The 25991-nt window shown below is 67.5% G+C and carries 23 protein-coding genes; 7 read left to right on the forward strand and 16 right to left on the reverse strand.

The annotated features are described in order from the left end of the window. The first annotated feature begins 81 nt into the window (after window positions 1-81). Window positions 82-2358, forward strand: a complete 2277-nt coding sequence (locus tag FHD67_RS10415; RefSeq protein ID WP_139598663.1) for an NADP-dependent malic enzyme — start codon at window positions 82-84, stop codon at window positions 2356-2358. 37 nt (window positions 2359-2395) lie between these two features. Here the strand turns inward: FHD67_RS10415 and trhO are convergent, their stop codons facing one another. Together trhO and FHD67_RS10425 are read right to left on the reverse strand one after the other, a co-directional pair. Continuing rightward, on the reverse strand, window positions 2396-3286 hold the full coding sequence (gene trhO, locus FHD67_RS10420; protein WP_046000430.1) for an oxygen-dependent tRNA uridine(34) hydroxylase TrhO: 891 nt from the start codon (window positions 3284-3286) through the stop codon (window positions 2396-2398). 53 nt (window positions 3287-3339) lie between these two features. Continuing rightward, window positions 3340-4935 (reverse strand): SLC13 family permease, encoded by a 1596-nt coding sequence (locus FHD67_RS10425; RefSeq protein WP_218062297.1) that lies wholly within the window; start codon window positions 4933-4935, stop codon window positions 3340-3342. Between the two features lie 128 nt (window positions 4936-5063). Here FHD67_RS10425 and pncA point away from each other — a divergent pair, with 128 nt between their 5' ends. Both pncA and pncB read left to right on the forward strand, forming a co-directional pair. Beyond that, a complete protein-coding gene (pncA, locus tag FHD67_RS10430; RefSeq protein ID WP_139598664.1) occupies window positions 5064-5660 on the forward strand; it encodes a bifunctional nicotinamidase/pyrazinamidase in 597 nt (198 codons plus the stop codon). Between the two features lie 59 nt (window positions 5661-5719). Beyond that, window positions 5720-7012: a nicotinate phosphoribosyltransferase gene (pncB, locus tag FHD67_RS10435; RefSeq protein WP_046000433.1), complete on the forward strand. Its 1293-nt coding sequence runs from the start codon at window positions 5720-5722 to the stop codon at window positions 7010-7012. Here the strand turns inward: pncB and FHD67_RS10440 are convergent. From FHD67_RS10440 to FHD67_RS10465, 6 genes are all read right to left on the reverse strand, one after another. Next, complete coding sequence (locus FHD67_RS10440) at window positions 7009-8439, reverse strand: inorganic phosphate transporter (RefSeq protein WP_139598665.1); 1431 nt, start codon at window positions 8437-8439, stop codon at window positions 7009-7011. The genes pncB and FHD67_RS10440 overlap by 4 nt on opposite strands. 6 nt (window positions 8440-8445) lie before the next feature. Then, a complete protein-coding gene (locus tag FHD67_RS10445; RefSeq protein WP_045982667.1) occupies window positions 8446-8901 on the reverse strand; it encodes an NUDIX hydrolase in 456 nt (151 codons plus the stop codon). Continuing rightward, on the reverse strand, window positions 8898-9317 hold the full coding sequence (gene arfB / locus FHD67_RS10450; protein WP_046000435.1) for an alternative ribosome rescue aminoacyl-tRNA hydrolase ArfB: 420 nt from the start codon (window positions 9315-9317) through the stop codon (window positions 8898-8900). The genes FHD67_RS10445 and arfB overlap by 4 nt, the downstream gene beginning before the upstream one ends. A 75-nt stretch (window positions 9318-9392) precedes the next feature. Next, entirely contained in the window at window positions 9393-10244 is an 852-nt protein-coding gene (locus tag FHD67_RS10455) for a carbon-nitrogen hydrolase family protein (RefSeq protein WP_127897475.1), read from the reverse strand. Then, on the reverse strand, window positions 10241-10825 hold the full coding sequence (locus FHD67_RS10460; RefSeq protein WP_139598666.1) for a GNAT family N-acetyltransferase: 585 nt from the start codon (window positions 10823-10825) through the stop codon (window positions 10241-10243). The genes FHD67_RS10455 and FHD67_RS10460 overlap by 4 nt, the downstream gene beginning before the upstream one ends. Then, entirely contained in the window at window positions 10822-11223 is a 402-nt protein-coding gene (locus tag FHD67_RS10465; protein WP_139598667.1) for a ketosteroid isomerase-related protein, read from the reverse strand. Before FHD67_RS10465 ends, FHD67_RS10460 begins: the two co-directional genes overlap by 4 nt. A 149-nt stretch (window positions 11224-11372) precedes the next feature. Here FHD67_RS10465 and FHD67_RS10470 point away from each other — a divergent pair, with 149 nt between their 5' ends. After that, window positions 11373-12761, forward strand: coding sequence for a phosphohexomutase domain-containing protein (locus FHD67_RS10470; protein ID WP_139598668.1), 1389 nt, complete (start codon window positions 11373-11375; stop codon window positions 12759-12761). Window positions 12762-12789: 28 nt separating this feature from the next. Here the strand turns inward: FHD67_RS10470 and FHD67_RS10475 are convergent, their stop codons facing one another. The 8 genes from FHD67_RS10475 to cysQ form a co-directional block, all read right to left on the reverse strand. Beyond that, the gene (locus FHD67_RS10475) at window positions 12790-14181 is read right to left on the reverse strand and encodes a hypothetical protein (protein ID WP_139598669.1); all 1392 of its coding nucleotides are present in this window, start codon (window positions 14179-14181) and stop codon (window positions 12790-12792) included. After that, the gene (locus tag FHD67_RS10480) at window positions 14178-15881 is read right to left on the reverse strand and encodes a DUF5927 domain-containing protein (protein ID WP_139598670.1); all 1704 of its coding nucleotides are present in this window, start codon (window positions 15879-15881) and stop codon (window positions 14178-14180) included. Before FHD67_RS10480 ends, FHD67_RS10475 begins: the two co-directional genes overlap by 4 nt. Then, window positions 15878-16897, reverse strand: a complete 1020-nt coding sequence (locus FHD67_RS10485) for a glycosyltransferase family 2 protein (RefSeq protein ID WP_045982691.1) — start codon at window positions 16895-16897, stop codon at window positions 15878-15880. The genes FHD67_RS10480 and FHD67_RS10485 overlap by 4 nt, the downstream gene beginning before the upstream one ends. Window positions 16898-17000: 103 nt before the next feature. Then, window positions 17001-18023, reverse strand: a complete 1023-nt coding sequence (locus tag FHD67_RS10490) for a glycosyltransferase family 2 protein (RefSeq protein ID WP_232303316.1) — start codon at window positions 18021-18023, stop codon at window positions 17001-17003. Then, window positions 18020-19006, reverse strand: coding sequence for a UDP-glucose 4-epimerase GalE (gene galE / locus FHD67_RS10495; protein ID WP_046000441.1), 987 nt, complete (start codon window positions 19004-19006; stop codon window positions 18020-18022). The genes FHD67_RS10490 and galE overlap by 4 nt, the downstream gene beginning before the upstream one ends. A gap of 3 nt (window positions 19007-19009) precedes the next feature. Continuing rightward, on the reverse strand, window positions 19010-19906 hold the full coding sequence (locus FHD67_RS10500) for a UTP--glucose-1-phosphate uridylyltransferase (RefSeq protein WP_045982677.1): 897 nt from the start codon (window positions 19904-19906) through the stop codon (window positions 19010-19012). Between the two features lie 176 nt (window positions 19907-20082). Then, the gene (locus FHD67_RS10505) at window positions 20083-20883 is read right to left on the reverse strand and encodes a 3-deoxy-manno-octulosonate cytidylyltransferase (RefSeq protein WP_127897482.1); all 801 of its coding nucleotides are present in this window, start codon (window positions 20881-20883) and stop codon (window positions 20083-20085) included. A 2-nt stretch (window positions 20884-20885) separates the two neighbouring features. After that, the gene (cysQ, locus tag FHD67_RS10510) at window positions 20886-21683 is read right to left on the reverse strand and encodes a 3'(2'),5'-bisphosphate nucleotidase CysQ (protein ID WP_045982679.1); all 798 of its coding nucleotides are present in this window, start codon (window positions 21681-21683) and stop codon (window positions 20886-20888) included. A gap of 123 nt (window positions 21684-21806) precedes the next feature. On the opposite strand from cysQ, the gene FHD67_RS10515 reads away from it, so the two are divergent. The 3 genes from FHD67_RS10515 to dnaJ all read left to right on the forward strand — a co-directional run bounded on the left by FHD67_RS10515 (window position 21807) and on the right by dnaJ (window position 25985). After that, window positions 21807-22628, forward strand: a complete 822-nt coding sequence (locus FHD67_RS10515) for an ABC transporter permease (RefSeq protein WP_045982680.1) — start codon at window positions 21807-21809, stop codon at window positions 22626-22628. Between the two features lie 193 nt (window positions 22629-22821). Next, window positions 22822-24738, forward strand: coding sequence for a molecular chaperone DnaK (gene dnaK, locus FHD67_RS10520; RefSeq protein WP_045982681.1), 1917 nt, complete (start codon window positions 22822-22824; stop codon window positions 24736-24738). An 83-nt stretch (window positions 24739-24821) separates the two neighbouring features. Beyond that, on the forward strand, window positions 24822-25985 hold the full coding sequence (gene dnaJ / locus FHD67_RS10525; protein ID WP_139598671.1) for a molecular chaperone DnaJ: 1164 nt from the start codon (window positions 24822-24824) through the stop codon (window positions 25983-25985). Window positions 25986-25991 lie beyond the last annotated feature (6 nt).

Below are 25991 nucleotides of genomic sequence, written 5' to 3' on the forward strand. Positions count from 1 at the left end.
AGCGCAAGCCGGACCGCATCCGCGTTGAAGCAGTCCTGCCAAGCCGTTAAGCAGTCCCCAGCATCATCTTCGGGGGACATCATGACCGACAAGACCAGCCGCAGCCGCATCACCCCCGAAGAGGCGCTGGCCTATCACCTGGAGCCGCGGCCGGGCAAATACGACATCACGCCCTCGACCCCCATGACCACGCAGCGCGACCTGTCGCTGGCCTATTCGCCGGGCGTCGCGGTGCCGGTCCAGGCCATCGCCGACCGCCCCGAAACCGCCTACGACTATACCACCAAGGGCAACATGGTCGCGGTGATCTCGAACGGGACGGCGATCCTGGGGATGGGGAACCTGGGCGCGCTGGCCTCCAAGCCGGTGATGGAGGGCAAGGCGGTGCTGTTCAAGCGCTTTGCCGACGTGAACGCCATCGACCTGGAGCTGAACACCGAGGACGCGGACGAATTCATCAATGCCGTCAAGCTGATGGGCCCGACCTTCGGGGGCATCAACCTGGAGGACATCAAGGCGCCGGAATGCTTCATCATCGAACAGCGCCTGAAGGAGCTGATGGACATTCCGGTGTTCCATGACGACCAGCACGGCACCGCCGTCATCTGCGCCGCGGGCCTGCTGAACGCGCTGGAGCTGTCGGGCAAGAAGATCGAGGATGTGCGGATCGTGCTGAACGGCGCGGGTGCGGCGGGCATCGCCTGTCTGGAACTGCTGAAATCCATGGGCGCGCGGCACGAGAACTGCATCATGTGCGACACCAAGGGCGTCATCTGGCAGGGCCGCACCGAGGGCATGAACCAGTGGAAATCGGCCCATGCGGTCGTCACCACCGCCCGCACGCTGGAGGAGGCGATGAAGGGCGCCGACGTCTTCCTGGGCGTCAGCGCCAAGGGCGCCGTGACCCAGGACATGGTCGTCAGCATGGCCGACAACCCGGTGATCTTCGCCATGGCGAATCCCGACCCCGAGATCACGCCCGAGGATGCCCACGCCGTCCGCCCCGACGCGATCGTGGCCACGGGCCGCAGCGATTATCCGAACCAGGTGAACAACGTCCTGGGCTTTCCCTACCTGTTCCGCGGCGCGCTGGACATCCACGCCCGCGCCATCAACGACGAGATGAAGATCGCCTGCGCCGAGGCCCTGGCCCGCCTGGCGCGCGAGGATGTCCCTGACGAGGTCGCCGTCGCCTATGGCCGCAAGCTGCAGTTCGGGCGCGACTACATCATCCCGACCCCCTTCGATCCGCGGCTGATCCACGTGATCCCGCCCGCCGTGGCGAAGGCCGGGATGGACACGGGCGTCGCGCGGCGCCCGATCATCGACATGGAGGGCTATGTCCAGACGCTGAAGAACCGGATGGACCCGACGGCCGCGATCCTGCAGGGCATCCACGCCCGCGCGCGTCAGGCCCAGGCCCGGATGATCTTTGCCGAGGGCGACGATCCGCGCGTGCTGCGCGCCGCCGTCGCCTGGCAGCGCACCGGCATGGGCCAGTCGCTGGTCGTGGGCCGCGAGGCCGAGGTCAAGGCCGAGCTGGAGGCCCTGGGCATGGGCGACGCCTTCCGCGAGATCAGCGTCGTGAACGCCGCCAACACCCGGCATTTGGACAGCTATCACGAGTTCCTGTACCAGCGCCTGCAACGGAAGGGCGTCGACCGCGAGGACGCGTTCAAGCTGGCCAACCGCGACCGCCACATCTTTGCGGCCCTGATGCTGGCGCATGGGCATGGCGACGGGTTGGTGACCGGGGCGACGCGCAAGAACGCGCCAGTGCTGGCGCAGATCGGCCATGTCTTCGACGTGCGCCCGCAGGACGGGGCGGTGGGCATCACCGCCGTGTTGCACCGGGGCCGGATCGTGCTGATCGGCGACACGCTGGTCCATGAATGGCCCGAACCCGAGGATCTGGCCGACATCGCCGCCCGCGGCGCCGCGGTGGCCCGCAACCTGGGGCTGGAGCCGCGCGTGGCCTTCCTGTCGTTTTCGAACTTCGGCTATCCGGTCAGCGAACGCGCCATCAAGATGGCCCTGGCCGCCACCGTCCTGGACCACCGCGGCGCCGATTTCGAATACGAGGGCGAGATGACCGTGGACGTGGCGCTGAACATGGACGCGGCCGCGCGCTATCCCTTCAGCCGCCTGACCGCGCCCGCGAATGTGCTGGTGGTGCCGGCGCGGCATTCGGCCTCGATCTCGGTCAAGCTGATGCAGGAGATGGCGGGCGCGACCGTCATCGGTCCGATCCTGACGGGCGTGGCGCGCCCGATCCAGATCTGTTCGACCAACTCGACCGTCAGCGACATCCTGAACATGGCCGCCATCGCCGCGGGCGGGGTCGGCGCGCAGGGCTGAGGGCGCGCCGAAGGGGGTATTGGGGCAAAGGAGACGTTCAGGCGTCGCGGTCGAACTGGCGCTGCCGCTCCCGGAACCGGGCGCGGTCGGCGTCGGAATATTCGTCGGCGCAGCGGTGGCAGCTGACGCCATCCTCAAATTCCGGGCGGTCACGGTCCTCGGGTGCCAGGGGGCGGCGGCAGGCATGGCACAGACCGTGCCGCCCCTGCGCCAGCCCATGCGTCAGGCTGACCCGCTGATCGAAGACGAAGCATTCGCCCTGCCAGGTGCTGTCCTTTTGGGGGACGTCCTCCAGATATTTCAGGATGCCGCCCTGCAGGTGGTAGACCTGATCGACGCCCTGCGAGATCAGGTAGTTGGTCGACTTTTCGCAGCGGATGCCGCCGGTGCAGAACATCGCGATGCGCTTGCCCTGAAACCGATGCGCGTTGTCGGTCCACCACGCCGGAAAGTCGCGGAAGCTTTTCGTGCCGGGGTCGATGGCGCCTTGGAAGGTGCCGATCTGGACCTCGTAATCGTTGCGGGTGTCGATCACGACCACGTCGGGCGCGGCGATCAGCGCGTTCCAGTCGCGCGGTGCCACGTAATGGCCGGTGGTGGTGGCCGGGTCCATGTCGGGCTGGCCCATGGTCACGATCTCGGCCTTGAGCCGGACCTTCATGCGGGCAAAGGGGGGCGCGTCGGCGGCGCTTTCCTTCCAGTCCAGACCCGCGAAACCGGGCCAGGCGCGAATGTGGTCCAGGACCGCCAGGATGCCCGCGCGCGGGCCCGCGATGGTGCCGTTCACGCCCTCGGGCGCCAGCAGCAGCGTGCCGCACAGGCCCTGCGCGCGGCACAGGTCCAGCAACGGTCCCTGCCGGGCCGCCGGATCGGCCAGACGGGCAAAGTGATAAAGTGCGGCGACGGTCAGGGGAGTTTTGGGCAGCATGGGCGTGGCCTTATCGCGGCCACGCCCCTTGGCGCAAGATCAGAACGCAGACCCTAGAAGGTCAGGCCTAAGGCCAGACCGCCCAGCAGATAGGTCAGGCCGGTGATCAGCAGGATGCCCACGACGTTCAGCACGAACCCACCCCTGGCCATCTGGGCGATGGTGACGGTCCCGGTGCCGAACACGATGGCGTTGGGCGGCGTGCCCACCGGCAGCATGAAGGCGCAGGTCGCGGCCAGCGCCGCGGGGATCAGCAGCGTCATCGCATCGGCCCCGATGCCCAGGGCGACACCGCCCAGGATCGGGATGAAGGTCGCGGCGGTGGCGGTGTTCGACGTGATCTCGGTCAGGAACAGGATGATCGTGACCACGGCCGCGACCAGCAGGATCGTCGGCAGCGAGCCCAGGCCTGTGACCTGCTGGCCGAACCAGCTGTCCAGCCCGGACGACGCCACCGCGGAGGCCAGCGACAGCCCGCCACCGAACAGAAGAAGGACGCCCCAGGGCAGCCCGGCCTCGGCATCCTTCCAGTCCAGGACCATCTTGTCGCGGCCCTTGCCGGGCAGCAGGAACATGGCCAGGCCCGCGCCGATGGCGATGGCCGTGTCATCCAGGTTGCCCAGCCAGGGTGCCGCGGCCTCGATCGCCGGGATCGAGGTCAGAAGGCCCGGCACGATCCACAGGAACGCCGCGCCCAGGAACACGGCCAGGACCATCTTCTCTCCCTGGCTGAGCGCGCCCAGGTCGCGGACCTGCTCCTCGATCATCTGCTTGCCGCCGGGGATCTCGGGCAGGTCGAACCGGTACAGGACGCGGGTCATCAGGAACCAGGCGATGAAGATGAAAATGAAGGCCAGCGGCGTGCCCAGGACCATCCATTCCAGAAAGCCGATGTTGCGGCCCAGCTCGTCCGAGGCATAGCCCGCGACGATGGCATTGGGCGGGCTGCCCAGCAGCGTGCCCAGGCCCCCCATCGACGCGGCCCAGGCGATCGACAGCACCAGGCAGACGCCGAAGGCGCTGATATTTGGGTCCTTGACGACGTCGGTGATGGTGCCGCCGGCCTTCATCGCATCCTCGGCCGCGGCGCCGTCCTGGCGCGATCCGCGTTCGACCACCAGGGACAGGACGGACAGGCCGATGGGCAGCATCATCAGCGTGGTGGCGGTGTTGGACACCCACATCGACAGAAAGCCGGTTGCTAGCATCATGCCCAGGACGATCCGCCGGGGCGCCACACCCACCTTGCGCAGCGTCAGCAGCGCGATGCGCGTGTGCAGGTGCCATTTCTCCATCGCGATGGCGATCAGGAAGCCGCCCAGGAACAGGAACACGATCGACGACGCATAGGGCTGCGTCGCCTGGCCGACGGTCGTTTCCGTCAGCGCCGGGATCAGCACGATCGGCAGAAGCGCGGTGGCCGACAGCGGGATCGCCTCGGTCATCCACCAGATGGCCATCAGCGTGCCGACGGCCGCGACGATGCGTGCATCCTCGGACAGCCCCTCCTGTCCGCCCAGCAGCAGCCAGACGATGCCGGCCATCACCACCCCAAGCGCCCGCAGCACCCAGATCATCTGCGCAGAGCGGGTCGGGACCTCGTTCTCGTCATATTCACCGGGGTGGTGCAGATCGTCCTGTATCCCCATCGTGTCCTCCCTTTTCGTGCGACATCTTCTTGCGGTCAGGGTATGGCAAAACCGGGTCCGCGACCACCCTTGACGACCGGCCCCGCCCGGCGGTCTAGTGGCGCCGCACCGAAGCCAAGGCGGACCGGATGACCCAGGCCCTGATCGTGATCGACATGCAGCGCGACTTCTGCCCCGGCGGTCGGCTGGCCGTGGCGGGGGGCGACCAGATCGTGGCGCCGATCAACGCGATGATGGCCGATTTCGACGCGGTGATCCTGACGCAGGACTGGCATCCGGCCGACCATGCCAGCTTTGCCGACAACCACCCGGGCGCCGCCGCCTTTTCGATGACGCAGATGCCCTATGGCCCGCAGGCGCTGTGGCCCGCCCATTGCGTGATCGGCACGCCGGGGGCGGAGTTCCACCCCGACCTGCAGGTGGACCGGGCCGATCTGGTGCTGCGCAAGGGGTTCCGCGCCGGCATCGACAGCTATTCCGCGTTCTTCGAGAACGACCGCACGACCGCCACCGGTCTTGCCGGCTATCTGCGCGACCGCGGCATCACCGACCTGACCCTTGTCGGGCTGGCCCATGATTTCTGCGTCGCGTGGAGCGCGATGGACGCCGCCCGCCTTGGCTTTGCCGCCCGCGTGGCGGAGGATGTGTGCCGTGCGATCGACCTGGATGGCAGCCTGGCCGCCGCGCGCGCGGCGATGCGCCAGGCGGGCGTCACGCTGGCCTGAGGGTTGCGCCCCCGCGCGGATCAAGGCACCAAGGGCGAAATGGTCAAGGAAACAGCGTCATGGCCGATATCGCCACGCGGGTCTACAATCACAAATGGAAGATCGACCCGATCGTCCGGTCGCTGATCGACACCGACTTCTACAAGCTGCTGATGTGCCAGTCGGTGTTCCGCAACAGCCCGGACACGACCGTCACCTTCAGCCTGATCAACCGCAGCAAGGACGTGCGCCTGGCCGACCTGATCGACGAGGGCGAGCTGCGCGAGCAGCTGGACCATGTGCGGTCGCTGTCCCTGACCCGCGGAGAGAGCACCTGGCTGCGCGGCAACACCTTCTATGGCAAGCGGCAGATGTTCCGCCCTGATTTCATGGAGTTCCTGGAGGGGCTGCGCCTGCCCGCCTATCACCTGGACAAGCGCGACGGGCAGTACGAGCTGACCTTCGAGGGCCCCTGGCCCCAGGTGATGCTGTGGGAGATCCCGGCTTTGTCGATCCTGATGGAGCTGCGGTCCCGCGCGGTGCTGAAGGACATGGGCCGGTTCGAGCTGCAGGTCCTGTACGCCCGTGCCATGACCCGCCTGTGGGAGAAGATCCAGGCCATGCGCGCCCTGCCCGACCTGCGCATCGCCGATTTCGGCACCCGCCGGCGGCACAGCTTCCTGTGGCAGGACTGGGCCGTGCAGGCCATGATCGAGGGGTTGGGCGACCGCTTCACCGGCACCTCGAACTGCCTGATCGCGCAGCGCCGCGACATCGAGGCGATCGGCACCAATGCGCATGAGCTGCCGATGGTGCGCGCGGCCCTGGCCGATGGCGACGCGGCCCTGCGCCAGGCGCCCTATGACGTGCTGGCCGACTGGCACGAGGAGCATGACGGCAACCTGCGCATCATCCTGCCCGACACCTACGGCACGGAAGGGTTCCTGGCGGGCGCGCCGGACTGGCTGGCGGGCTGGACCGGCATCCGCATCGACAGCGGCGACCCGGCCACGGGCGCCGAGACCGCGATCCGCTGGTGGCAGTCGCGCGGCGAGGACCCGCGCGGCAAGCTGATCATCTTTTCCGACGGGCTGGACGTGGACAAGATCCTGGCCCTGCATCGGCAGTTCCACGGCCGGGTCAAGGTCAGCTTTGGTTGGGGCACGCTGCTGACGAACGATTTTCGCGGGCTGGTGCCGGGCGACGGGCTGGCGCCGTTCAGCCTGGTCTGCAAGGCGGTGGCGGCCGATGGGCGCCCGACCGTCAAGCTGTCGGACAACCCCGCCAAGGCCACCGGTCCCGCGGCCGAGATCGAACGCTACAAGCGCGTCTTCGGGGTGGGCGTCCAGCAGGCGCTGTCGGTCACGGTCTAGACCCCGGTCACCCACAGCACCAGCAGACAGGCCAGCGCCCCGAGCGATGCCGTGATCGGCAGTGTCACCAGCCAGGCGGCGGTGATGGTCACGACATGGCTGCGCCGCACCAGGATGCGGCGGCGCGTCTCGTCCGCGGGCAGGGCCTCGGACCGGCTGCCGCGGCGGCGGTCCAGCCATTCGCGCGCAAAGCCTACGCCGAAGATGCCGCCGACCGCCACATGGGTGGTCGATACCGGCAGGCCCAGGGCCGATGCGCCCAGCACCGTCACGGCGGTGGCCAGCGACACGCAGAAGGCGCGCCCCGCGTTCAGCTTGGTGATGCCGCTGCCCACCATGTGGACCAGGCGGCGCCCGAACAGCAGCGTGCCGGTGGCGATGGCAAGCCCTCCGCCCGCCAGCACCAGCACCGGGACCACGCCGATCGCGGTCGACATCCCCTGTCCACGCAGGACCACCGACAGCGGTCCCGCGATGTTGCCCACGTCGTTGGCGCCATGGGCAAAGCCCAGGATCAGCACGGACATCACCAGCGCGGGGCGCAGCAGCGACTTGGTGCTTGGTTTACGCGGATGGCGTGCCAGTTCGCGCAGCACGCTGCGCCGCGTCAGCCACAGCGCGGCCGCCCCGGTCGGCGCGGCCGCCGCACAGGCGGCCAGCGGTCCCAGGTCCAGCAGCACCACGACATAGGCCGAAAACAGCGCCGCCATCAGGCCGACCAGCAGCGGCAGCCACAAAAGCGCCGCCCCGGCGCGGTCCGGCGCCTCGACCACCTTCAGGCGCAGCAGGATCAGCAGACCGCCGGCCAAACCTCCCGCCACCACCGGCGTCACCATCCAGACAGATGCGATGATCGCCAGCGTCCCCCAGGCCACCGCCGACAGGCCCAAGGCCACCGCCCCCGCCCCCGCGATGCCACCCACGATGGAATGCGACGTGCTGACCGGCAGGCCGATGCCCGTGGCCAGGGTGATCCAGACTGCCGCCCCGATCAGCGCGGCGACCATCATCATCGGGGCGCGCCCGCCCTCGGCCAGGGGTGCCAGCTGGACGATGCCGCCCGCCAGACGGGCCGACACCGCGCCCCCGGCCAGCACCGCCCCCGCCACACCCGCGACGGCGACCAGCGCCAGCCCGGGCAGCAGTCCGATGGCCCCCGCCCCGACCGCCGGACCCAAGGAATTCGCGACGTCGTTCGCCCCGATCGCCACGCCCAGCCAGGCCGCGACCACCAGCCCCGCTCCGATGGCCAGCATGCCGGGCGCGGCCCCCGACAGCGCCATGACCATCAGCAACCCGCCCACCAGCGCCAGCACCGCCAGCCCCAGCCGCCAGACGGGGCGGAAGGCATGCATCTGTGCGACCTCGGCATGGCCGATGCGGCCCAGATCCTTGTCCAGCGCGCGAAAGCCGGGGCGGTGCGTCATGCCGGCTCAGGCGGCATCGGGGCGGTCCAGACCGGCCAGGATCTGCTTGAGCCCCGGTTCGACCACCATGCGGGCGGCCTCGACCGGGGCGAACCAGCGACGCTTGCGCTGCCGGTCCTCGGGAAACCGGTCTGACACGCTGTCCACGGACAGCAGATAGACCCGCATCTCGACCGGAACGGCATAGCCTTGGTCCTGCTGCTTTCTGTACCGGAAGCGGCCCAGTTCGGCCGGGCGGATGCGCCCGCGCACGCCGGCCTCCTCCCAGGCCTCCTGGGCTGCGGCGCCGGGAAGGGTGCGCCCCTCCATCGGCCAGCCCTTGGGAATGACCCAACGGCCCGTGTCGCGGCTGGTGATCAGCAGGACATTGCCGCTGGCCGGGTCGCGGCAGATCGCGCCGACCTGCATCAGCACCGGCCGCCGCCCCAGCAGCAGATCGAGGGTCCGGCGCCAGACGCTCATTCGTCCTCCACCTTGCCGCGCAGGGACTTGACCTCTCCGCGCACGGACTTGGCCTTCAGGCGGCGGCGCTGGCTGCCCAGGGTGGGGCGGGTGGCGATGCGCCGCTTGGGCGCGACCAGGGCCTGGCGGATCAGGTCGGCCAGCCGTTCGCGGGCCAGTTCGCGGTTGCGGGCCTGGCTGCGGGTTTCCTGGGACAGGATCAGGACGGCCCCGTCCTGCGTCCAGCGCCGTCCGGCCAGCCGCTGCAGCCGCCGCTTGACCGGGTCGGGCAGGCTGGGGGATGTCGCGGCCTCGAACCGCAACTCGACCGCGGTCTCGACCTTGTTCACGTTCTGCCCGCCCGGTCCCTGAGACCGGGTGAACTGTTCGGACAGTTCCCATTCCTGGATGGCGATGGTTTCGGTGACATGCAGCATGACCTTCAGGATATGGCGCGATCCGGGGTCAGTTAAAGCGCAAACCGGTTAATACAGTGTAAATTCCGGCTGTCCTCAGATCAGGCGACAGGGTTCCTGTTCCGGCCAATGCGCGAAGGGCAGGACCGCGCCATCCCTGCGGCTGACATCGACGCGGGACAGATCGACGGTCGCGCGCACCCATCCCGGTGCGTCCATCTCTCCTTCGGCGATGATCCCGGTCTCGGGCCAGAAACCGTCGGGCGGGCCATAGATCGCGGCGCGGCCCCGGTTCTCGTCCAGCGCGGGCATCCAGTCGCAGGGGCCGACGGTAGGCGCCTGGACCACGACGCACTGGCTTTCCAGCGCGCGGGCCATCGCGCCGATGCGCACCCGGCTGAACCCCGCGACCGTGTCGGTGCAGCTGGGCACCAGCAGGAGCTGCGCCCCGGCCTGCGCCAGTACCCGTCCCAGCAACGGAAATTCGCTGTCATAGCAGATGAGGATGCCGATCCGCCCCAGGGTCGTGTCGAAGATCCGCAGGCCGGGCGCGCCGGTGACATGCCATTCCTCGCGTTCGAACCGGGTCATGATCTGCTTGTCCTGGTGGCCGATCACCCCGTCGGGGCCATACAGCACCGCACGGTTGACCGGGCGCGCGCCGTCGAAGGCCGGCCCCGACGCGCCCAGGATGTGACAGCCGTGCCGCGCCGCAAGGTCCGCATGCAGCGCCCGGACCTGCGGGTCCAGCGCCGCCACGGCATGCAGGCTGGCTTCCAGATCGCCGGCGACCGCGCGCCCGGACAGGGATGCCAGCTCCATCGCGCCGTATTCGGGAAAGACCAACAGATCGGCATCAGCGTCTGAGACCCACCGTGCCAGCTTGGCGGCATAGGCGTCGAAGCTGTCGAACCAGTCGATCGGATAGGCGGCGGCGGCGATTTTCACAGCGGTTTCATCCAGAATTGCAGGGTCTTTTCGGTCTCGGTGGCCTGGCCCAGGTCCTTCCAGGCGAACTGCGCGACGACACCCGGCAGGGGCGCATAGCCGCGCTTGCGCCAGAACGCATCCAGCGGCCAGTACTCGGCCGGACGCATCGGGTGATCCGCGGGACGGATCACGCTGCAGAAGGCCGACCAACGCGCGCCCAGGGCGCGGGCGTGATCCTCGCGCGCATCGAAGAACGCATGGCCCAGCCCGTGCCCGCGATAGGCCCGCAGCAGTACCGATTCGGCGCAGTAGAAGATGTCGGACAGCGGTTCGGGACGATCCGCGAATGCCGCGCCGAAATCGGTGGCGTGATCCGACATCGGCGCGCCCGTGGCCGCCCCCACGATCCGGTCCCCGTCCATCGCGGCGACCACGACCGCGCCGGGCGACTGGTAGGAGCGCAGATAGTCGCGTTCGTAATCGGCATCGCCGTCATACAGGTACGGCCAGTCGCGGAACACGTCGATCCGCAGGCGCGCCACGTCGGGCAGCGCGTCGGCCAGCGCATCGCCGGTCAGGACGCGGACCGCGACGCTCATGCGCCGACCTGGGCCATCCAGTCGGCCAGGTTGTAATAGGTGGTCACCCGCGCGATGCGGCCGTCGCGGATGGTGAAGAACGCGCCCGCAGGCAGGCGATAGGTCTGGCCGCGGGCCTCGGGCAGGCCGGGATCGGTCTTCAGATAGGTCCCGTTCACGACGAATTCCGCCGCCGCGCGGTCGCCCGCCTCGTTGGCCATGATGACCATGTCGGTCAGGTTTTCCCGATAGCTTTCGGTCATGTGGGCGTTGAATTCCGCGAACAGCGCGCGGCCGCGGCGGATCTTGCCCTCGTTCACGTGATGCTCGACGTCGTCATGCAGCAGCGCCAGCATGTCGTCGGTGCGCCCCGCGTTGAAGGCTTCGTAATAGGCGGCGATCAGGGCCTTGGCATCCATCGGGGTCTCCTTGCTTTTGCGCAAGGCTAGCGTGCCGAACGCGCGCCGTCACCTGATCCCAAGGTCCGAGGGAACCAATCCGGCCCCGGCGGCCTTGAAAAACGGTTTGAACCTGTTAGCGCTGATGCAAACAGGAACCGGAGGACTTCATGGACAATCGCGATCAGCTGGGCAAGCGCGAGATCACCTGCTTCAAGGCGTATGACGTGCGCGGAGAGCTGGGCAAGAACCTGGATGCGGACGTCGCCTATCGCATCGGTCGCGCCTTTGCGCAGGCGCGCGGTGCCAAGCGCGTCGTCGTGGGTCGCGACAGCCGCGAATCCTCGCCCGAACTGGCCGCGGCGCTGATCGAGGGCCTGACCGATGGCGGCGCCGACGTGCTGGACCTGGGCTTGGCCGGCACCGAGGAAGTGTATTTCCACACCGGCAACCAGGACACCGATGGCGGCATCGAGGTCACGGCCTCGCATAACCCGATCAATTACAACGGCATGAAGATCGTGGGTCGCGGCTCGGCGCCGCTGGACCCGGCGACCGAACTGCCGCCCATCGTCGATCTGGCCACCAACGGCGAATTCGCCCCCACCACCAAGGGCAGCGTCACCGATCTCAGCCATGCCCGCGCCGAATACGCATCGCGCATGGCCGATTTCGTCGACGTCGCCGCGCTGCGCCCGATGAAGATCGTTGTGAATGCCGGCAACGGCACCGCAGGCCCGACCTTCGACGCGATCGCCGAGGAGCTGGAGCGTCGGGGCGCACCGCTGACCTTCGTGCGGATGCACCACAACGTCGACAGCAGCTTTCCCAACGGCATTCCCAACCCCCTGCTGGACGAGAACCAGCCCCCCACCGTCGCGCGGATGAAGGAAGAAAAGGCCGACCTGGGCGTGGCCTGGGACGGCGATTTCGACCGCTGCTTCTTCTTCGACGAGAACGGGCGCTTCATTCCCGGGGAATACATCGTGGGCCTGCTGGGCGCGGCATTCCTGGAGAAGTCGCCCGGCGAGAAGATCGTTCATGACCCCCGCGTGATCATGAACACCCGTGCCATGATCGAAGAGGCCGGCGGCGAGGCCGTGGTGTCCAAGACCGGCCACGCCTTCATCAAGCGCAAGATGCGCGATGTCAGCGCGATCTATGGCGGAGAGATGTCGGCGCATCACTATTTCCGCGACTTCTACTATTGCGACAGCGGCATGATCCCGTGGCTGCTGATGATCGAACTGCTGTCGCGCAAGGGCATGACCCTGGCCGAGATGCTGGAAGAGCGGATGCGCCTGTATCCGTCGTCCGGAGAGACGAACTACACCATCTCGGACCCAGATGCGGCCATCGCGCGTCTGATCGAAACCTACGAGCCGCAGGCCGACAGCCGGGACGACCTGGACGGGGTGTCGCTGAACTTTGGCAAGTGGCGGTTCAACCTGCGCAAGTCGAACACCGAACCGGTGGTGCGCCTGAACGTCGAATCCGACGGCGACGCGGCGCTGGTGCGCGAAAAGCAGGCCGAACTGGCAGCGCTGCTCAAAGCGTGACGGGCAGGCGGGCCGAAAGGCCCGCCCCCTAGTCCGAAAACCCGAAGGCGATGTAGTCGCGCAGATATGCCTGACGCGCGGCCTGCAGCAGGGCCTTGTCGCGCAGGAAATCGGGCATCGGCTGAATCTTCAGCCCCGCCAGGCGCGCCTCGTCGATCCCTGCCGCGCGCGCCAGCGTGGGCAGTTCGTCGGCGATGCGGTCCTCGCGGATCAGCATGTCGGGGCTGGCCACCCGGCTGAACCCGGCGATCACCTCGGACTGGCTGGCCCAACCGGCATGGGTGGGCAGCGTGGTCTGGCCGTTCAGGTTGCGTTTCAGGAAGGCCAGGAACTGTGCGAACAGCTCCAGCTGCGCCTGACGATCCATCCCCGCCAATGCCGCGTCCGGCGGCAGCGCCACCCGATGGACGTCGCGCATCAGCTGACGCAGTTCGGGCCGGCTGTCGGTCAGCAGCTGCCGGAACGCCGTCCAGGCCCGGTGCAGCGGGTGGCGCAGCACCGCAAAGCTGCGATGGCCGGGATGCTGGCGTTTCCACTGGCGCAGGCTGGTCTGGGTGAAATCGCCCGACACCGCGCCCAGTGTCGCCATCCAGTCGCGCACCGCATCCCCCGGCCCGCAGCGGACCGGCATGAAGATCAGCCCCTGCCCCGCCTCGACCGCGGAAAAGCTGGGCACGGAGGGGCCACGACGCGGTTCGAAATTCGGGATGCGGCGCAGCATGAACGGGTCGATCTGCGCCAGGTCCGCCTGCATCTCGTCGAAATTGCGGACCTTGTCGGCCAGTTCGCGGGGATTCTGGGGCACCTGGTCGCTGGCGGGTTCGACCCGTGCGATGTCGGTGCGACCCAGCCAGTGGACCAGCCCGGTCATCACCTCGGGGTCGCGCAGGTCCTCGTATCCCAGCCAGAAGGCGGTCTGCCCGGTCACCTGCAACCGGTGCATCACGCGCAGCTGGAACCGTTCGACAGCCGCGATGGTGTCGCGGAACTCTGGCCCGTCATAGGTGATCGCGGCGGGGATCGGAGTCTCCGTCTCGTTCAGCTTCCACTGGTTCGTCTCGCGCGCAAGCTGGGTCGAGACATAGCTGTCCAGCGGGTTGCGGGTCAGCACGATCTTGGCGCATTCGGGGTCATGCATGATCGCGTCGAAGACCCGCGGATCGTGATCGTGGAAATAGCGGAAGCCCGGCAGGTGTCCGGGCCGGTCAAACAGCCTGTCCAACAGGACCATCGGGTCGGCCTCGCGCTGGGCGCGGGTGACGCCCTGCAACTCGTCCTTGTCGGGCCAGCCCATCATATAGGGGTTGAACGCCTCGCCAAAGCAGGTGACGCCCCGCAGCGCGTTCAGCGTCGCCTCCAGCAGGTTCGAGCCCGTGCGCATCTCGGCGAAGATGACGAAGCGGCGGAACGGAACGGTCATTCGGCGGCGGTCCTTTCGGGAAGGGGGATATCCGGCATGGGCAGGCCGTCGCCGAACATGCGCGGACGCAGCCCGGAATTGCGCAGCCGCCGCAGCAGCTCGGGCAGCCCGTGCAGGTCGCGCATCTGCGGCATGTCGGTGGGCGCGTCCGCCAGGCGTGGCAGCTGGGCCAGCGACTGGAACAGCATCTCCTGGGGGCGGGCCAGGAAATCGGACAGTTCATGGACATGCACGCGCGCCTTGACCCAGACCGAATTCAGCACATCCATCTGCGCGATCTCGGCCCGCTGCAGCAGGGCCGTGACCCGGCGGATGTCGTCGAACGGCATGTCCGATCGCAGCAGCGGCAGCATCCAGGCCCCGGTGACCACATGGATATGGGCGTTCGGGTCCGTGGCGATGAACCAGTTCAGCGCTTGGTTGTCGCGCGGGCTGAACTGGAACACCTGCATCCGCGTGGTGATGCGGATCAGCGCGGTCAGGAACCCGTGCGGGTCGCGGTCACGGATCAGCGTGCTGGACGAGATCGCCCCTGGCCCGATCTGCGGGCGGCCGCCGAATTCCACCGTCTCGGGCCCCAGCAGGTGGCCGTGGACATCGGCATCGACCTGCGCGGACAGCCACCCCTCGAAGCCGGGAAAGATGTCGGAAAAGCCCTGGAACATCGCATAGGGGGCCGAAGTCTTGCCGTTCTCGGCATCCTTGCGCGGAAAGCGCGACTGCATGTAGAGGCCGGGCCGCCCCAGCAGGCGGCGGCGCACCGTCCGGTTGATCAGGCGTTCGATCCGTTGGGGCTGGGGCGCGGACAGATCGGGGCGGGCACCGGCCGGACGCGGGAAATGCGCCAGAAGATGCGCGGCCTCGGGCCAGACCTTGCGCGCCACGAAGCAGCGCGACTCCTCCAGCATCAGGGCGTGGTCGTCGTAGAGCTGATAGGGCCTGCCGTCGTGGTCGAACTTGGCCAGGGTCAGCGAATGGCTTTCGATGCGGGTCGCGTGGCGCCGCGCCAGCGTCTGGAAATAGCTTTCGTCCGGGATCCAGACCATGCGGAAATAGCGGTCGAACTCGGCCCGGCGCGGATCGTCCAGGATCGCGCGCAGCGTCGTCACCGTCAGGCACCACCATTGCGCGCCCAGATGCGGGGTCAGCCCCTTGGGCAGCCTGCGGCGGATGCCCAGACGGCGCTGCCACTCGGTCAGGCGGTCGAACAGCCAGCGCCGCCTGCGCCAGTCCAGCGGATAGAACAGGGTAAAGCGTTCCTCGTTCAGCCCGCCGACGGTCCAGCCGACGTCCAGCGCACTGACGCTTTCGATATGGTCGCGGTCGGGGTCCTGCGCCAGGAACGCCGTCAGGTCGCGCACCGGGCGCAGCGGCAGGCAGGCCCCGGATGCCAGATAGACATGGGTGACGTCGGAAAAGCTGTCCAGCAGCAGCCGCGCCGCATCCTGGGTGGCGCGCACCAGGCTGAAGCGGCCCCAGTCGCAGGTGTGGCGCCGCGACCAGACGATGCCGGGAAGGTCGGACAGTTCGACCTGCATCCGCGCCACCGACCGGGCCGAGGCCTTGGCATCGACATGGATCGCCACCCGTGCGCCGCCCTGGACCCAGATCCGCGCCATGTGGGCCGCCACGTCCAGGCGCGCATGGCACAGAAGCACCACTCCCAGCCTGACGCGGCGCACCTCCACCGGGCCTGTCATGCCCAGTTCCCCCGGGAGATCAGCCCCAGATCCTCCAGCTGGCGCCAGTCGGCGTATTCGCGCGATTCGCTGCACCACAGGTCGGTGCCGCCGCGCAGCCCGGCGTGATACGCCTTGTATTCCTTGCTGTTGGCATAATGCTGGCGACGGTCCAGCTCCTCGGCGGACTTGTCGGCGAAGGTGGACAGGAACTTGGCGTGCAGCAGGCAGCCCGATGCCATCTCTCCGCCGGCCTCGTCATAGACCATGTTCAGATGGCGGGGCAGCAGCATGTGGGTCGAACTGACATAGGCATAGCGCCAGTCCCACCTGACCAGCGGGGTCTTGTTCAGCGCCGGGCCGGACAGGGGTTCGGCGGTGAAGAACTTGCGCGTGCGCGGACCGCCCTGGATCCACAGGTTGCCGTAATAGGGGTTCTTGCTGATCGTGTAGTTCGCCGGATCGAACCATCGGGCGATGGTGAACGGGTCCGTCCCCTCGGCATAAGGTTCGTCCTCGATATGGCCGCGGGGGTACATGTCCAGCAGCATGGCCGGAAAGCTGCGCCGCCCCGAGGCCTCCAGCCAGTCGGTCAGGGCGGGCAGCGGGCGCGAATCGCAATGCGGATAGATCAGGAACTCGTCCGGATCGACAGTCAGGCACCAATGCCCGTGGCCGTACTTCGCCAGAAGCCGGTTGATCCAGTCCATCCCGAACCGCGACCGCTTGTAGCCGGCATTGGTCCACCACAGCGACACGTCGGGCTGTTCTGCCAGATAATTGCCGCTGCCGTCGTCGCTGTCGTTGTTCACGAACAGAAAGTGATTCACGCCCAGGTTGCGGTAATAGTTCAGAAAGAACGGCAGCCGCACCCGTTCGTTGCGCATCGTCACCAGGGCGAGGATGTCGTTCTTGCGGATCTGGGCGGTGCGGTTGACCACGGGCCGCAGGGCCCGCCGCCGGTTGAACGCGCGCGCGATCAGGTACTGCCGTTCGGCCCTGCGCCGTAGGCGGTCGGGGATCGGGAACCGGCCCATGCGCATCACGCGGACCGGCGATCGGCAGAAGATGTGCGGCGCGACGTCATGCCCTAGCAATGTGCAGGACACCCCGTTTTGGCAAGCCCATTCAGCGCTTTGGTCAACGCGGCCAGTCGCCTGTGCCCATCAGGCCAAAGTCGACAAGCTGCCGCCACCCCGTGAATCGCACCGATTCCGGCCCGTGCAGCCGCGGCCCGGCCGCCACCGCGCGGTGATAGGCGGCATAGGCATCGGGGTCCGCAAAATGCTGGCGCCGGCCCAGTTCCTCATGCGACTTGGCGACGATGTCGGGCAGGAACTTGCCGTGCAGCAGCGCGCCCGACAGCCGTTCATCGCCCGGCCCGTCATAGATCAGGTTCAGCCGGGGCGGCAGGATCGAATGGGTCGAGTTGACATAGACGGCCCGCCCGGTCCAGCGCATCAGCGGCAGCTTATTCATCGTCGGCGCGCGCCGCGGGGCATCGGCAAAGAAAACACGGTCGCGGACACCGCCCTGCAACCACAGGTTTTGGCGCGGCATCGCCCGGCTGGACCGCCACGGCCCCGCGTCGAACCAGGGCAGGCGCCGTGTCAGCGGCGCCTCCGGCGGCGCATCGGCGGTGCCCAGCGGCCCCGACGGATACAGGTCCAGCATCACCGCCCCCAGCCCCGGCTGCCCGATCCGGTCCAGATGGGCCGTCAGATCGGGCAGCGGCCGGGTGTCGTGATGGGGATAGACCAGCAGCTCATCGGCATCGACGGTCGCGCACCAATGCCCCCGCCCGAACCGCCACAGCAGCGCGCAGGCCCAATCCAGCCCGAACCGCGCTTCGCGATAGCTGGCGTCGCAACGCCACAGCGACACGTCGGGCTGGACGGCCAGAAACCGGTCCGACCCGTCCGTGCCGGCATTGTCGACGATCAGGAAATGCGCGACGCCCAAGCGGCGATAATGGTCCAGAAACCCCGGCAGATGCGCGATCTCGTTGCGCAGGGTGGTCACGGCCAGGATGTCGGCGGGGCGGATGGCGGCGGTACGGTCGGCGACCGGCTGCAGCAGATGGCGCGCCCTGAGGGCGCGCCAGATCAGTTCGCGGCGTTTCCAGCGCAGGCGATAGGCCTGCAACGCCGCGCGCGGTGTCACTGCCTGTAATCGCCCGTCTGATGCCAGCGCCAGGCATCCGCGATCATCTGGGGCATGGTCGATCGGTCGGGCGACCAGCCCAGTTCGGCCTTGGCACGCGTGCTGCCGCAGACCAGCTTGACCGCGTCGCCGCCCCGGCGCGGGCCGTCCAGCATCGGCACTTCGCGGTTGGTGATCGAGCGCGTCGCGTCCACCACCTCGCGGACCGAGAATCCGTCTCCGGTGCCCAGGCAGAAGACCCGGCTTGCGCGTCCCGCCTGCAGCCATTCCAGACCCTTCACATGCGCATCGACCAGGTCCATCACATGGACATAGTCGCGGATGCAGGTGCCGTCGGCGGTGGGATAGTCAGTGCCGTGGATGGTCAGCGCCGCGCGCTTGCCATCGACCGCATCCAGGATCAGCGGGATCAGATGCGTTTCGGGGCGGTGGAATTCGCCGACCTGCCCGTCGGGATCGGCGCCCGCGACGTTGAAATACCGGAAGATCACAGAACGCAGGCCGTGGGCCGCGCCGAAATCCGTCAGCATGTCCTCGATCGCGCGCTTGGAGGCGCCATAGGCATTCAATGGCGCCTGCGGGGTGTCCTCGTCCAGGATCTCGCCGTCGCGGTCACCATAGGTCGCGCAGGTCGAGCTGAAGACGAAATCCAGACAGCCCGCGGCCACTGCGGCCTCAATCAGGTTCAGCGATCCCGCGACGTTGTTGCGCCAGTAGAGGCCGGGTTCGGCCATCGCCTCTCCGACCTGGGACAGGGCCGCGAAATGCAGCACTGCCACGGGCCGATGTTCGGCGAAGGCCGCGTCAAGGGCGGCACGGTCCATCAGGTCGGCCTCGACCACCGGACCGAACTTGACCGCATCGCGCCAGCCGGTGGAGAAATTGTCCAGCGTGACGGGGGTGAACCCCGCCGCCGCCAGTGCCTTGCAGGCGTGCGAGCCGATATAGCCCGCGCCGCCCGTCACCAGAACCGTATCCGACATGGATTATTCGGCCGCCCGGCGCATGGACATCACCTCGTGCAGGTACTCGGCGAACTCGTCCTTCAGCTCGTCGCGCTCCAGGCCAAAGGCCACGGTGGCCTGCAGGAAGCCTGCCTTGGAACCACAATCGAAACGCTGGCCACGGAAGCGCAGGCCGAACACGTCGCGGCCCGCCTGGATCTCCTCGGCAATGGCGTCGGTCAGCTGGATCTCGCCACCGGCGCCCTGCTTCAGCTTGTTGAGGTTCTTCATGACCGTCGGCGCCAGGATATAGCGGCCGATCACCGCCAGGTTCGACGGCTGCGTGCCGGTGGCGGGCTTTTCGACCATGCCCTTGGCGCGCACGATCGCGCCCATGTCCTCGGCCACGTCCAGAACGCCATAGGCCTTGGCCTTTTCGGGCGCGACCTCCATTGTGGCGACCATGCTGCCGCCGGTCTCGCCATAAGCCTCGATCATCTGCTGCAGGCAGGGGGGCTCGCCCTGGATGACGTCGTCGGTCAGCACGACCGCAAAGGGCTCGTCATCCGACAGCAGGCGACGGGCGCACCAGACCGCATGGCCCAGGCCCAGGGCCTTGTGCTGGCGGATATAGGCGATGGCACCCGAATCCATGTTGGTCGCGCGCAGAATCTCCAGCAGCTCGGTCTTGCCGGCCTTCTTCAGGCTGGATTCCAGCTCGTGCGCGTGGTCGAAATAGTCCTCAAGCGAGCCCTTGCCGCGCGAGGTCACGAAGATGAATTCCTTGATGCCTGCCGCGCGCGCCTCGTCGATGGCGTATTGAATCAGCGGCTTGTCGACCAGCGACAGCATTTCCTTGGGGATGCTCTTGGTGGTGGGCAGGAATCGTGTTCCCAGTCCGGCGACCGGAAAGATGGCTTTTGTAACCTTGCGACCCATGACGGATACCTTTTGTATGGCTCGGCGGGACCAGTCCCCGCCGCAATGGCGTCGATGCCTAGTGCAGCAGCGACATTGACTTCAATGGGCAGGTTAGGCTCTCGGCAGCTTGTCGCCAAGCAAATGTCGAGAATTCGCTGCAAATTCACAAAGATCAAACGCTGCGGGGCAGGCGATCACATCATCGCCATGTCCTGCATCATCTGCTCCAGACGCGGAACATCCTGAGGGTTGTTTAGTTCCCAGAATTGCCGACCGCGTGCCTCGACCTCGACGCAACGCACATGGCGGCCGCGTTCCAGAAAACGCAGCTGCTCCAGTCCCTCCAGCCGTTCCAGGGCGCCTTCGGGCCAGGTGGCGTATTCGGCCAGCGCCGCCGGGCGATAGGCATAGACGCCCACGTGATGAAAGACCGGGCTGGGCGCGTCGGGCGCCACGTCGCCCGGAACAAAGGGGATGACCTCCTTGGAAAAGTACAGCGCACGGCCCTCATGGCCGAAAACCGCCGTCGTCCCGCCCACGCGCCCCGCATGGCGGTCGGCGATCAGGTCGGCCCGCATCGCCCCGGTACAGCGCAGGACAGGCGTCGCCACCTGCGCGTCGGGATCGGCGCGCAGGCCGGCGACCAGATCCTCGACGAACCAGGCAGGCGTAAGCGGCGCGTCGCCCTGCAGGTTCACCACGATCTCGGGGGTCAGGCCCAGGGTCGCCACCGCCTCGGCGCAGCGTTCGGTGCCGTTGCGGCAGTCGGGGCTGGTCATCGCCACCTCAGCGCCGAAGGCCAGGGCGTGGTCGCGGATGCGGTCGTCGTCGGTGGCCACGATCACGCGGTCGATCCCGCGCACGCCGACGGCCGCGTCCCAGCTGCGTCGGATCAGGCTGCGCGCCTGTCCCCCCGCGCCGCGCAGTTCGACCAGCGGCTTGCCCGGATAGCGGGTCGAGGCGAAACGGGCGGGAATGACGATGACGACCGACATGGTCACTCCTTCACCAGCAGGACGCCCGGCGCATAGGCGATGAAGAACGGGTTCTCGAACCCCGGCTTGCCATAGGCCAGGGGGCTGTGGTCGTCGAACCGCACGACCTCTCCGCCGGCGCCGCGCAGGACGGCGTCGCCCGCGGCGGTGTCCCATTCCATCGTCCGACCCAGGCGCGGATACAGGTCAGCCTCGCCCGTGGCGACCAGGCAGAATTTCAGCGAACTGCCCGCGCTGGTCATGTCGCGCACGCCGTAGCGGTCGATATAGGCGTCGGTCGCCGCGTCGCGATGCGACTTGGAGGCGACGACCATCAGGCCGCGGTTGTCGGGCATCGGGTTCACGCCGATCGGGCGGGTCTCTCCGGGCGCGTCCCCGAAGGGGCCCGTCTCCTCGACGGACCGCCCGTCGGCGGTGGTGTAGAACAGCCGCCCCTTGGCGGGGGCGTAGACGATGCCGCGGACCGGCACGCCGTCCTGGACATAGGCGATGTTGACGGTGAAATCGCCGCGGCGCTGGACGAACTCCTTGGTCCCGTCCAGCGGGTCCACGATCAGGAAGGTGCGCAGGCTCTGGCCGTGGGTGTCGGCCTGCTCCTCGGTCACCAGGGGCGTGTCCGGGAACGCCTCGCGCAGCCCGGCCGAGATCAGCGCATCGGCGGCCTCGTCCGCGGCGGTGACGGGCGAATCATCGGACTTGGCGCGGACATCGAAATCGTCGGCCTCGTAGATCTGCATGATCCGGTCGCCGGCCTGCAGGGCCAGGCGCCGCATTTCGGTGATCAGTCGGTCGAATTGCATTCACTTTCCTTTCCCTGCCAGAGGCCTGCGGCCGCTGCCCGATTGTGCGGGGGTGCTGCGCCTCTTATGATGTGCGGCGGGTCCATCGGCAAGCGCCGGGCCGCCAGTGACGGAGCACCGCCCTTGTTCAAGCAGCGCCAGAACCGGAACCTGTTCCAGGCCGCCTTCACCACCTTCGCGCTGATCTATCACCAGACGGTGTACAACCTGCGCACCGAACACCGCAACGCGGTGCTGGGCCTGGTCATGACCATGATGCAAAGCGTCGTCTTCGTCGTGGTGTTTCTGGGCATGTACACGCTGATCGGCATCGGCGGGTCGCAGATCCGCGGGGATTTCCTGCTCTACATCATGTCGGGGATCTTCATCTTCATGCTGCACGTGCAGGCCGTGGGCGCGGTCGCGGGCAGCCATTCGGTGTCGTCGGGCATCATCAAGCACGAACCTCTGAACGCGGCGGTGCTGATCTCGGGGGCGGCGCTGGCGGTGCTGTACCGCCAGACGATCAGCTGCCTGGTGATCCTGTCGGTCTACCACATGGTCTTCCAGCCGATCACGATCGAGGACCCTGTCGGCGCCGGGTCGCTGTTCGTGGTGTCCTGGTTCACCGGCTGCGCGATCGGGCTGATCTTCCTGGGAATCCGCCCCTGGTCCCCGCAGGCCTGCAAGGTGCTGACGATGGTCTATCAGCGCGTGAACATGTTCGCATCGGGCAAGTTCTTCGTCGCCAACATGATCCCCAGCTTCATCCTGCCATGGTTCGCGTGGAACCCGCTGTTCCACCTGATCGACCAGGAACGCGGCTTCCTGTTCATCAACTATTCGCCCCATCGCACGATGCTGTTCTACCCCCTGTGGTTCGCGATCGCGGCGCTGATGGTAGGGCTGCTGATCAACTTCACGACCCGCAAGTACGAATCCATCAGCTGGAGCGCCGCGCAGTAGCGTCATGGCCCCGGTTTCGCGGGCCCAAACCACCGATTTTGCGCTGCGGCAGTGCTTGCGGGGCTGAATTGCATCCCTATATACACCCACGAAGCGGTCCGGAGGTTCCGGCCCGTTCGTCAAGGGATCGGGCCTCGGGGGCCGCAACGGACCCGCAGTCCAAGATATCGCCGCAAGAGAAGGTTAAACACATATGTCAAAAGTCATCGGCATCGACCTCGGCACCACCAACAGCTGCGTCGCCATCATGGACGGCAGCCAGCCGAAGGTCATCGAGAACAGCGAAGGCGCGCGCACCACGCCTTCGATCGTGGGTTTCAAGGACGGTGAACGCCTGGTCGGCCAGCCCGCCAAGCGCCAGGCCGTGACCAACCCGACCAACACCGTCTTTGCCGTGAAACGCCTGATCGGGCGCCGCATGGGCGACGAGGCTGTCGAGAAGGACCGCAAGATGGTCCCCTACACCATCGCGGATGGTGGTAACGGCGACGCCTGGGTCGAGGTGCAGGGTGAGAAGTACTCCCCCGCGCAGGTCAGCGCGATGATCCTGCAGAAGATGAAGGAAACCGCCGAATCCTATCTGGGCGAAACCGTGACCCAGGCCGTGATCACCGTTCCGGCCTATTTCAACGACGCCCAGCGCCAGGCCACCAAGGACGCCGGCAAGATCGCCGGCTTGGAAGTGCTGCGCATCATCAACGAGCCGACCGCGGCCGCGCTGGCCTATGGTCTGGATAAGAAGGAAACCAAGACGATCGCGGTCTATGACCTCGGCGGCGGTACCTTCGACATCACCATCCTGGAGATCGACGACGGCCTGTTCGAGGTGAAGTCCACGAACGGCGACACCTTCCTGGGTGGCGAAGACTTCGACATGCGGATCGTGAACTATCTGGCCGACGAGTTCAAAAAGGAACACGGCGTCGATCTGTCCAAGGACAAGATGGCCCTGCAGCGCCTGAAGGAAGCCGCGGAAAAGGCCAAGATCGAGCTGTCCTCCTCCAGCCAGACCGAGATCAACCAGCCGTTCATCTCGATGGACAAGAACAGCGGCACCCCGCTGCACCTGGTCGTGAAGCTGACCCGTTCCAAGCTGGAAAGCCTGGTCGCTGACCTGATCAAGCGCACCATGAAGCCCGTCCAGGACGCGCTGAAGGATGCCGGTTGCTCCAAGGGCGACATCGACGAGGTCGTCCTGGTCGGCGGCATGACCCGCATGCCCAAGGTCGTGGCCGAGGTCACCGAGTTCTTCGGCAAGGAGCCCCACAAGGGCGTGAACCCCGACGAGGTCGTGGCCCTTGGCGCCGCCATCCAGGCCGGCGTGCTGCAGGGTGACGTCAAGGACGTCGTGCTGCTGGACGTGACGCCGCTGTCGCTGGGCATCGAGACCCTGGGTGGCGTGTTCACCCGCCTGATCGATCGCAACACGACCATCCCGACCAAGAAGAGCCAGATCTTCTCGACCGCCGAGGACAACCAGGGCGCCGTGACGATCCGCGTGTTCCAGGGTGAGCGCGAGATGGCCGCGGACAACAAGATGCTGGGCCAGTTCAACCTGGAGCACATCCCGCCCGCGCCGCGCGGCATGCCGCAGATCGAGGTGACCTTCGACATCGACGCCAACGGCATCGTGTCGGTGGCCGCCAAGGACAAGGGCACCGGCAAGGAGCAGACCATCACCATCGCGGCCTCGGGCGGTCTGTCCGACGAGGACATCGAGCGGATGGTCAAGGATGCCGAGGCGAACGCCGAATCCGACAAGACCCGCCGCGAGCTGGTCGAGGCCAAGAACCAGGCCGAGAGCCTGATCCACTCGACCAACAAGTCGCTGTCCGAGCACGGCGACAAGGTCGACGCATCGACCGTCGAGGCGATCGAGCTGGCCATCGGCGCGCTGGAGGAATCGCTGAAGTCCGAGGACCCGGGCAAGATCCGGTCGGGCATCCAGAACGTCATGGACGCGTCCATGCGCCTGGGCGAGGCGATCTACAAGAACCAGCAGAGCGCCGAGGACTCCGATCCGTCGGACCGCGACGCCCCGCGTGATGTCGACGACGACATCGTGGACGCCGATTTCGAAGATCTGGGCGACGACAAGAAGCGCGGCTGATCGGGGCCGCATCCCCTGACCGGGCCGGCCCGCCTTTCCCGCGGGCCGGCCTGTTTCATGGGGACAGCTGAACAGGACGACACATGAGCAAGCGTTGTTACTACGAAGTGCTCGGGGTCACGCGCGGGGCCTCGACCGACGAGATCAAGAAGGCCTACCGCACCAAGGCCAAAGAGCTGCATCCCGACCGCAACCAGGACGATGCGACAGCCGAGGCCCGCTTCAAGGAAGCGAACGAGGCCTATGACTGCCTGAAGGACGACACCAAGAAGGCCGCCTATGACCGCTTCGGCCATGCCGCCTTCGAGGGTGGCATGGGCGGCGGCGGCGGTGGCCGTGGCCAGCATCCGGGCGATTTCGGCGCGGCGTTCGCCGACGTGTTCGAGGATCTGTTCGGCGACATGATGGGCCGTCGCGGCGGCGGCGGTGGCGGGCGTGCCCGGGCGCAGCGTGGGCAGGACCTGCGCTACAACCTGCGCGTCAGCCTTGAGGACGCCTATGTCGGCGTGCAAAAGCCGATCACCGTGCGCGGCTCGGTCGCCTGCGGCGAATGCGACGGCACCGGGGCCGAGGGCGCGTCCCAGCCCGCCGCCTGTCCGACCTGCGCAGGCATGGGCAAGGTCCGGGCCCAGCAGGGCTTCTTCACCGTCGAGCGCACCTGCCCGACCTGCGGCGGCGCGGGCCAGATCGTCAAGAACCCGTGCAAGGCCTGCCACGGTGCGGGCCGGATGGAACGCGACCGCGCGCTGTCGGTGAACATTCCCGCCGGTGTCGAGACCGGCACCCGCATCCGGCTGGCCGGAGAGGGAGAGGCGGGGCTGCGTGGCGGTCCAGCCGGGGATCTGTACATCTTCATCGAGGTCCAAGACCACGCGATCTTCCTGCGCGACGGCAAGACGCTGGCCTGCCAGGTGCCGGTCAGCATGGCCACCGCCGCCTTGGGCGGCGACGTCGAGGTGCCGACCATCGACGGCGGGCGCGCCCGCGTCAAGGTCGCCGCCGGCAGCCAGACGGGTCGGCAGATGCGCCTGCGCGGCAAGGGCATGCCGCCCCTGCGCCACGGCCCCGGCGCGCAGGGCGATTTCGGCGACATGCTGATCGAGCTGACCGTCGAGACGCCGGTCAACCTGACGCCCCGCCAGCGGGAGCTGCTGCGAGAGTTCGAGGCCGAGAAGGCCGACAACAGCCCGCAATCGGACAGCTTCTTCGACAAGGTAAAGGGGTTCTGGGAAGGGATGACCCGTTAAGGGTTA

Source organism: Paracoccus haeundaensis, from assembly GCF_006239215.1.
In the GTDB taxonomy this organism is placed as follows: Bacteria; Pseudomonadota; Alphaproteobacteria; order Rhodobacterales; family Rhodobacteraceae; genus Paracoccus; species Paracoccus marcusii.

What these genes read in the sequence shown, in the direction of transcription:
- trhO (WP_046000430.1), bottom strand. Translation starts at nt 3,286, where the DNA reads ATGCTGCCCAAAACTCCCCTGACCGTCGCCGCACTTTATCACTTTGCC.
- FHD67_RS10470 (WP_139598668.1), top strand. Translation starts at nt 11,373, where the DNA reads ATGGACAATCGCGATCAGCTGGGCAAGCGCGAGATCACCTGCTTCAAG.
- galE (WP_046000441.1), bottom strand. Translation starts at nt 19,006, where the DNA reads ATGTCGGATACGGTTCTGGTGACGGGCGGCGCGGGCTATATCGGCTCG.
- pncB (WP_046000433.1), top strand. Translation starts at nt 5,720, where the DNA reads ATGGCCGATATCGCCACGCGGGTCTACAATCACAAATGGAAGATCGAC.
- FHD67_RS10485 (WP_045982691.1), bottom strand. Translation starts at nt 16,897, where the DNA reads ATGGGCCGGTTCCCGATCCCCGACCGCCTACGGCGCAGGGCCGAACGG.
- FHD67_RS10500 (WP_045982677.1), bottom strand. Translation starts at nt 19,906, where the DNA reads ATGGGTCGCAAGGTTACAAAAGCCATCTTTCCGGTCGCCGGACTGGGA.
- FHD67_RS10505 (WP_127897482.1), bottom strand. Translation starts at nt 20,883, where the DNA reads ATGTCGGTCGTCATCGTCATTCCCGCCCGTTTCGCCTCGACCCGCTAT.
- FHD67_RS10415 (WP_139598663.1), top strand. Translation starts at nt 82, where the DNA reads ATGACCGACAAGACCAGCCGCAGCCGCATCACCCCCGAAGAGGCGCTG.
- dnaJ (WP_139598671.1), top strand. Translation starts at nt 24,822, where the DNA reads ATGAGCAAGCGTTGTTACTACGAAGTGCTCGGGGTCACGCGCGGGGCC.
- FHD67_RS10460 (WP_139598666.1), bottom strand. Translation starts at nt 10,825, where the DNA reads ATGAGCGTCGCGGTCCGCGTCCTGACCGGCGATGCGCTGGCCGACGCG.
- FHD67_RS10425 (WP_218062297.1), bottom strand. Translation starts at nt 4,935, where the DNA reads ATGGGGATACAGGACGATCTGCACCACCCCGGTGAATATGACGAGAAC.
- pncA (WP_139598664.1), top strand. Translation starts at nt 5,064, where the DNA reads ATGACCCAGGCCCTGATCGTGATCGACATGCAGCGCGACTTCTGCCCC.
- dnaK (WP_045982681.1), top strand. Translation starts at nt 22,822, where the DNA reads ATGTCAAAAGTCATCGGCATCGACCTCGGCACCACCAACAGCTGCGTC.
- FHD67_RS10445 (WP_045982667.1), bottom strand. Translation starts at nt 8,901, where the DNA reads ATGAGCGTCTGGCGCCGGACCCTCGATCTGCTGCTGGGGCGGCGGCCG.
- FHD67_RS10465 (WP_139598667.1), bottom strand. Translation starts at nt 11,223, where the DNA reads ATGGATGCCAAGGCCCTGATCGCCGCCTATTACGAAGCCTTCAACGCG.
- FHD67_RS10475 (WP_139598669.1), bottom strand. Translation starts at nt 14,181, where the DNA reads ATGACCGTTCCGTTCCGCCGCTTCGTCATCTTCGCCGAGATGCGCACG.
- arfB (WP_046000435.1), bottom strand. Translation starts at nt 9,317, where the DNA reads ATGCTGCATGTCACCGAAACCATCGCCATCCAGGAATGGGAACTGTCC.
- FHD67_RS10440 (WP_139598665.1), bottom strand. Translation starts at nt 8,439, where the DNA reads ATGACGCACCGCCCCGGCTTTCGCGCGCTGGACAAGGATCTGGGCCGC.
- cysQ (WP_045982679.1), bottom strand. Translation starts at nt 21,683, where the DNA reads ATGCAATTCGACCGACTGATCACCGAAATGCGGCGCCTGGCCCTGCAG.
- FHD67_RS10480 (WP_139598670.1), bottom strand. Translation starts at nt 15,881, where the DNA reads ATGACAGGCCCGGTGGAGGTGCGCCGCGTCAGGCTGGGAGTGGTGCTT.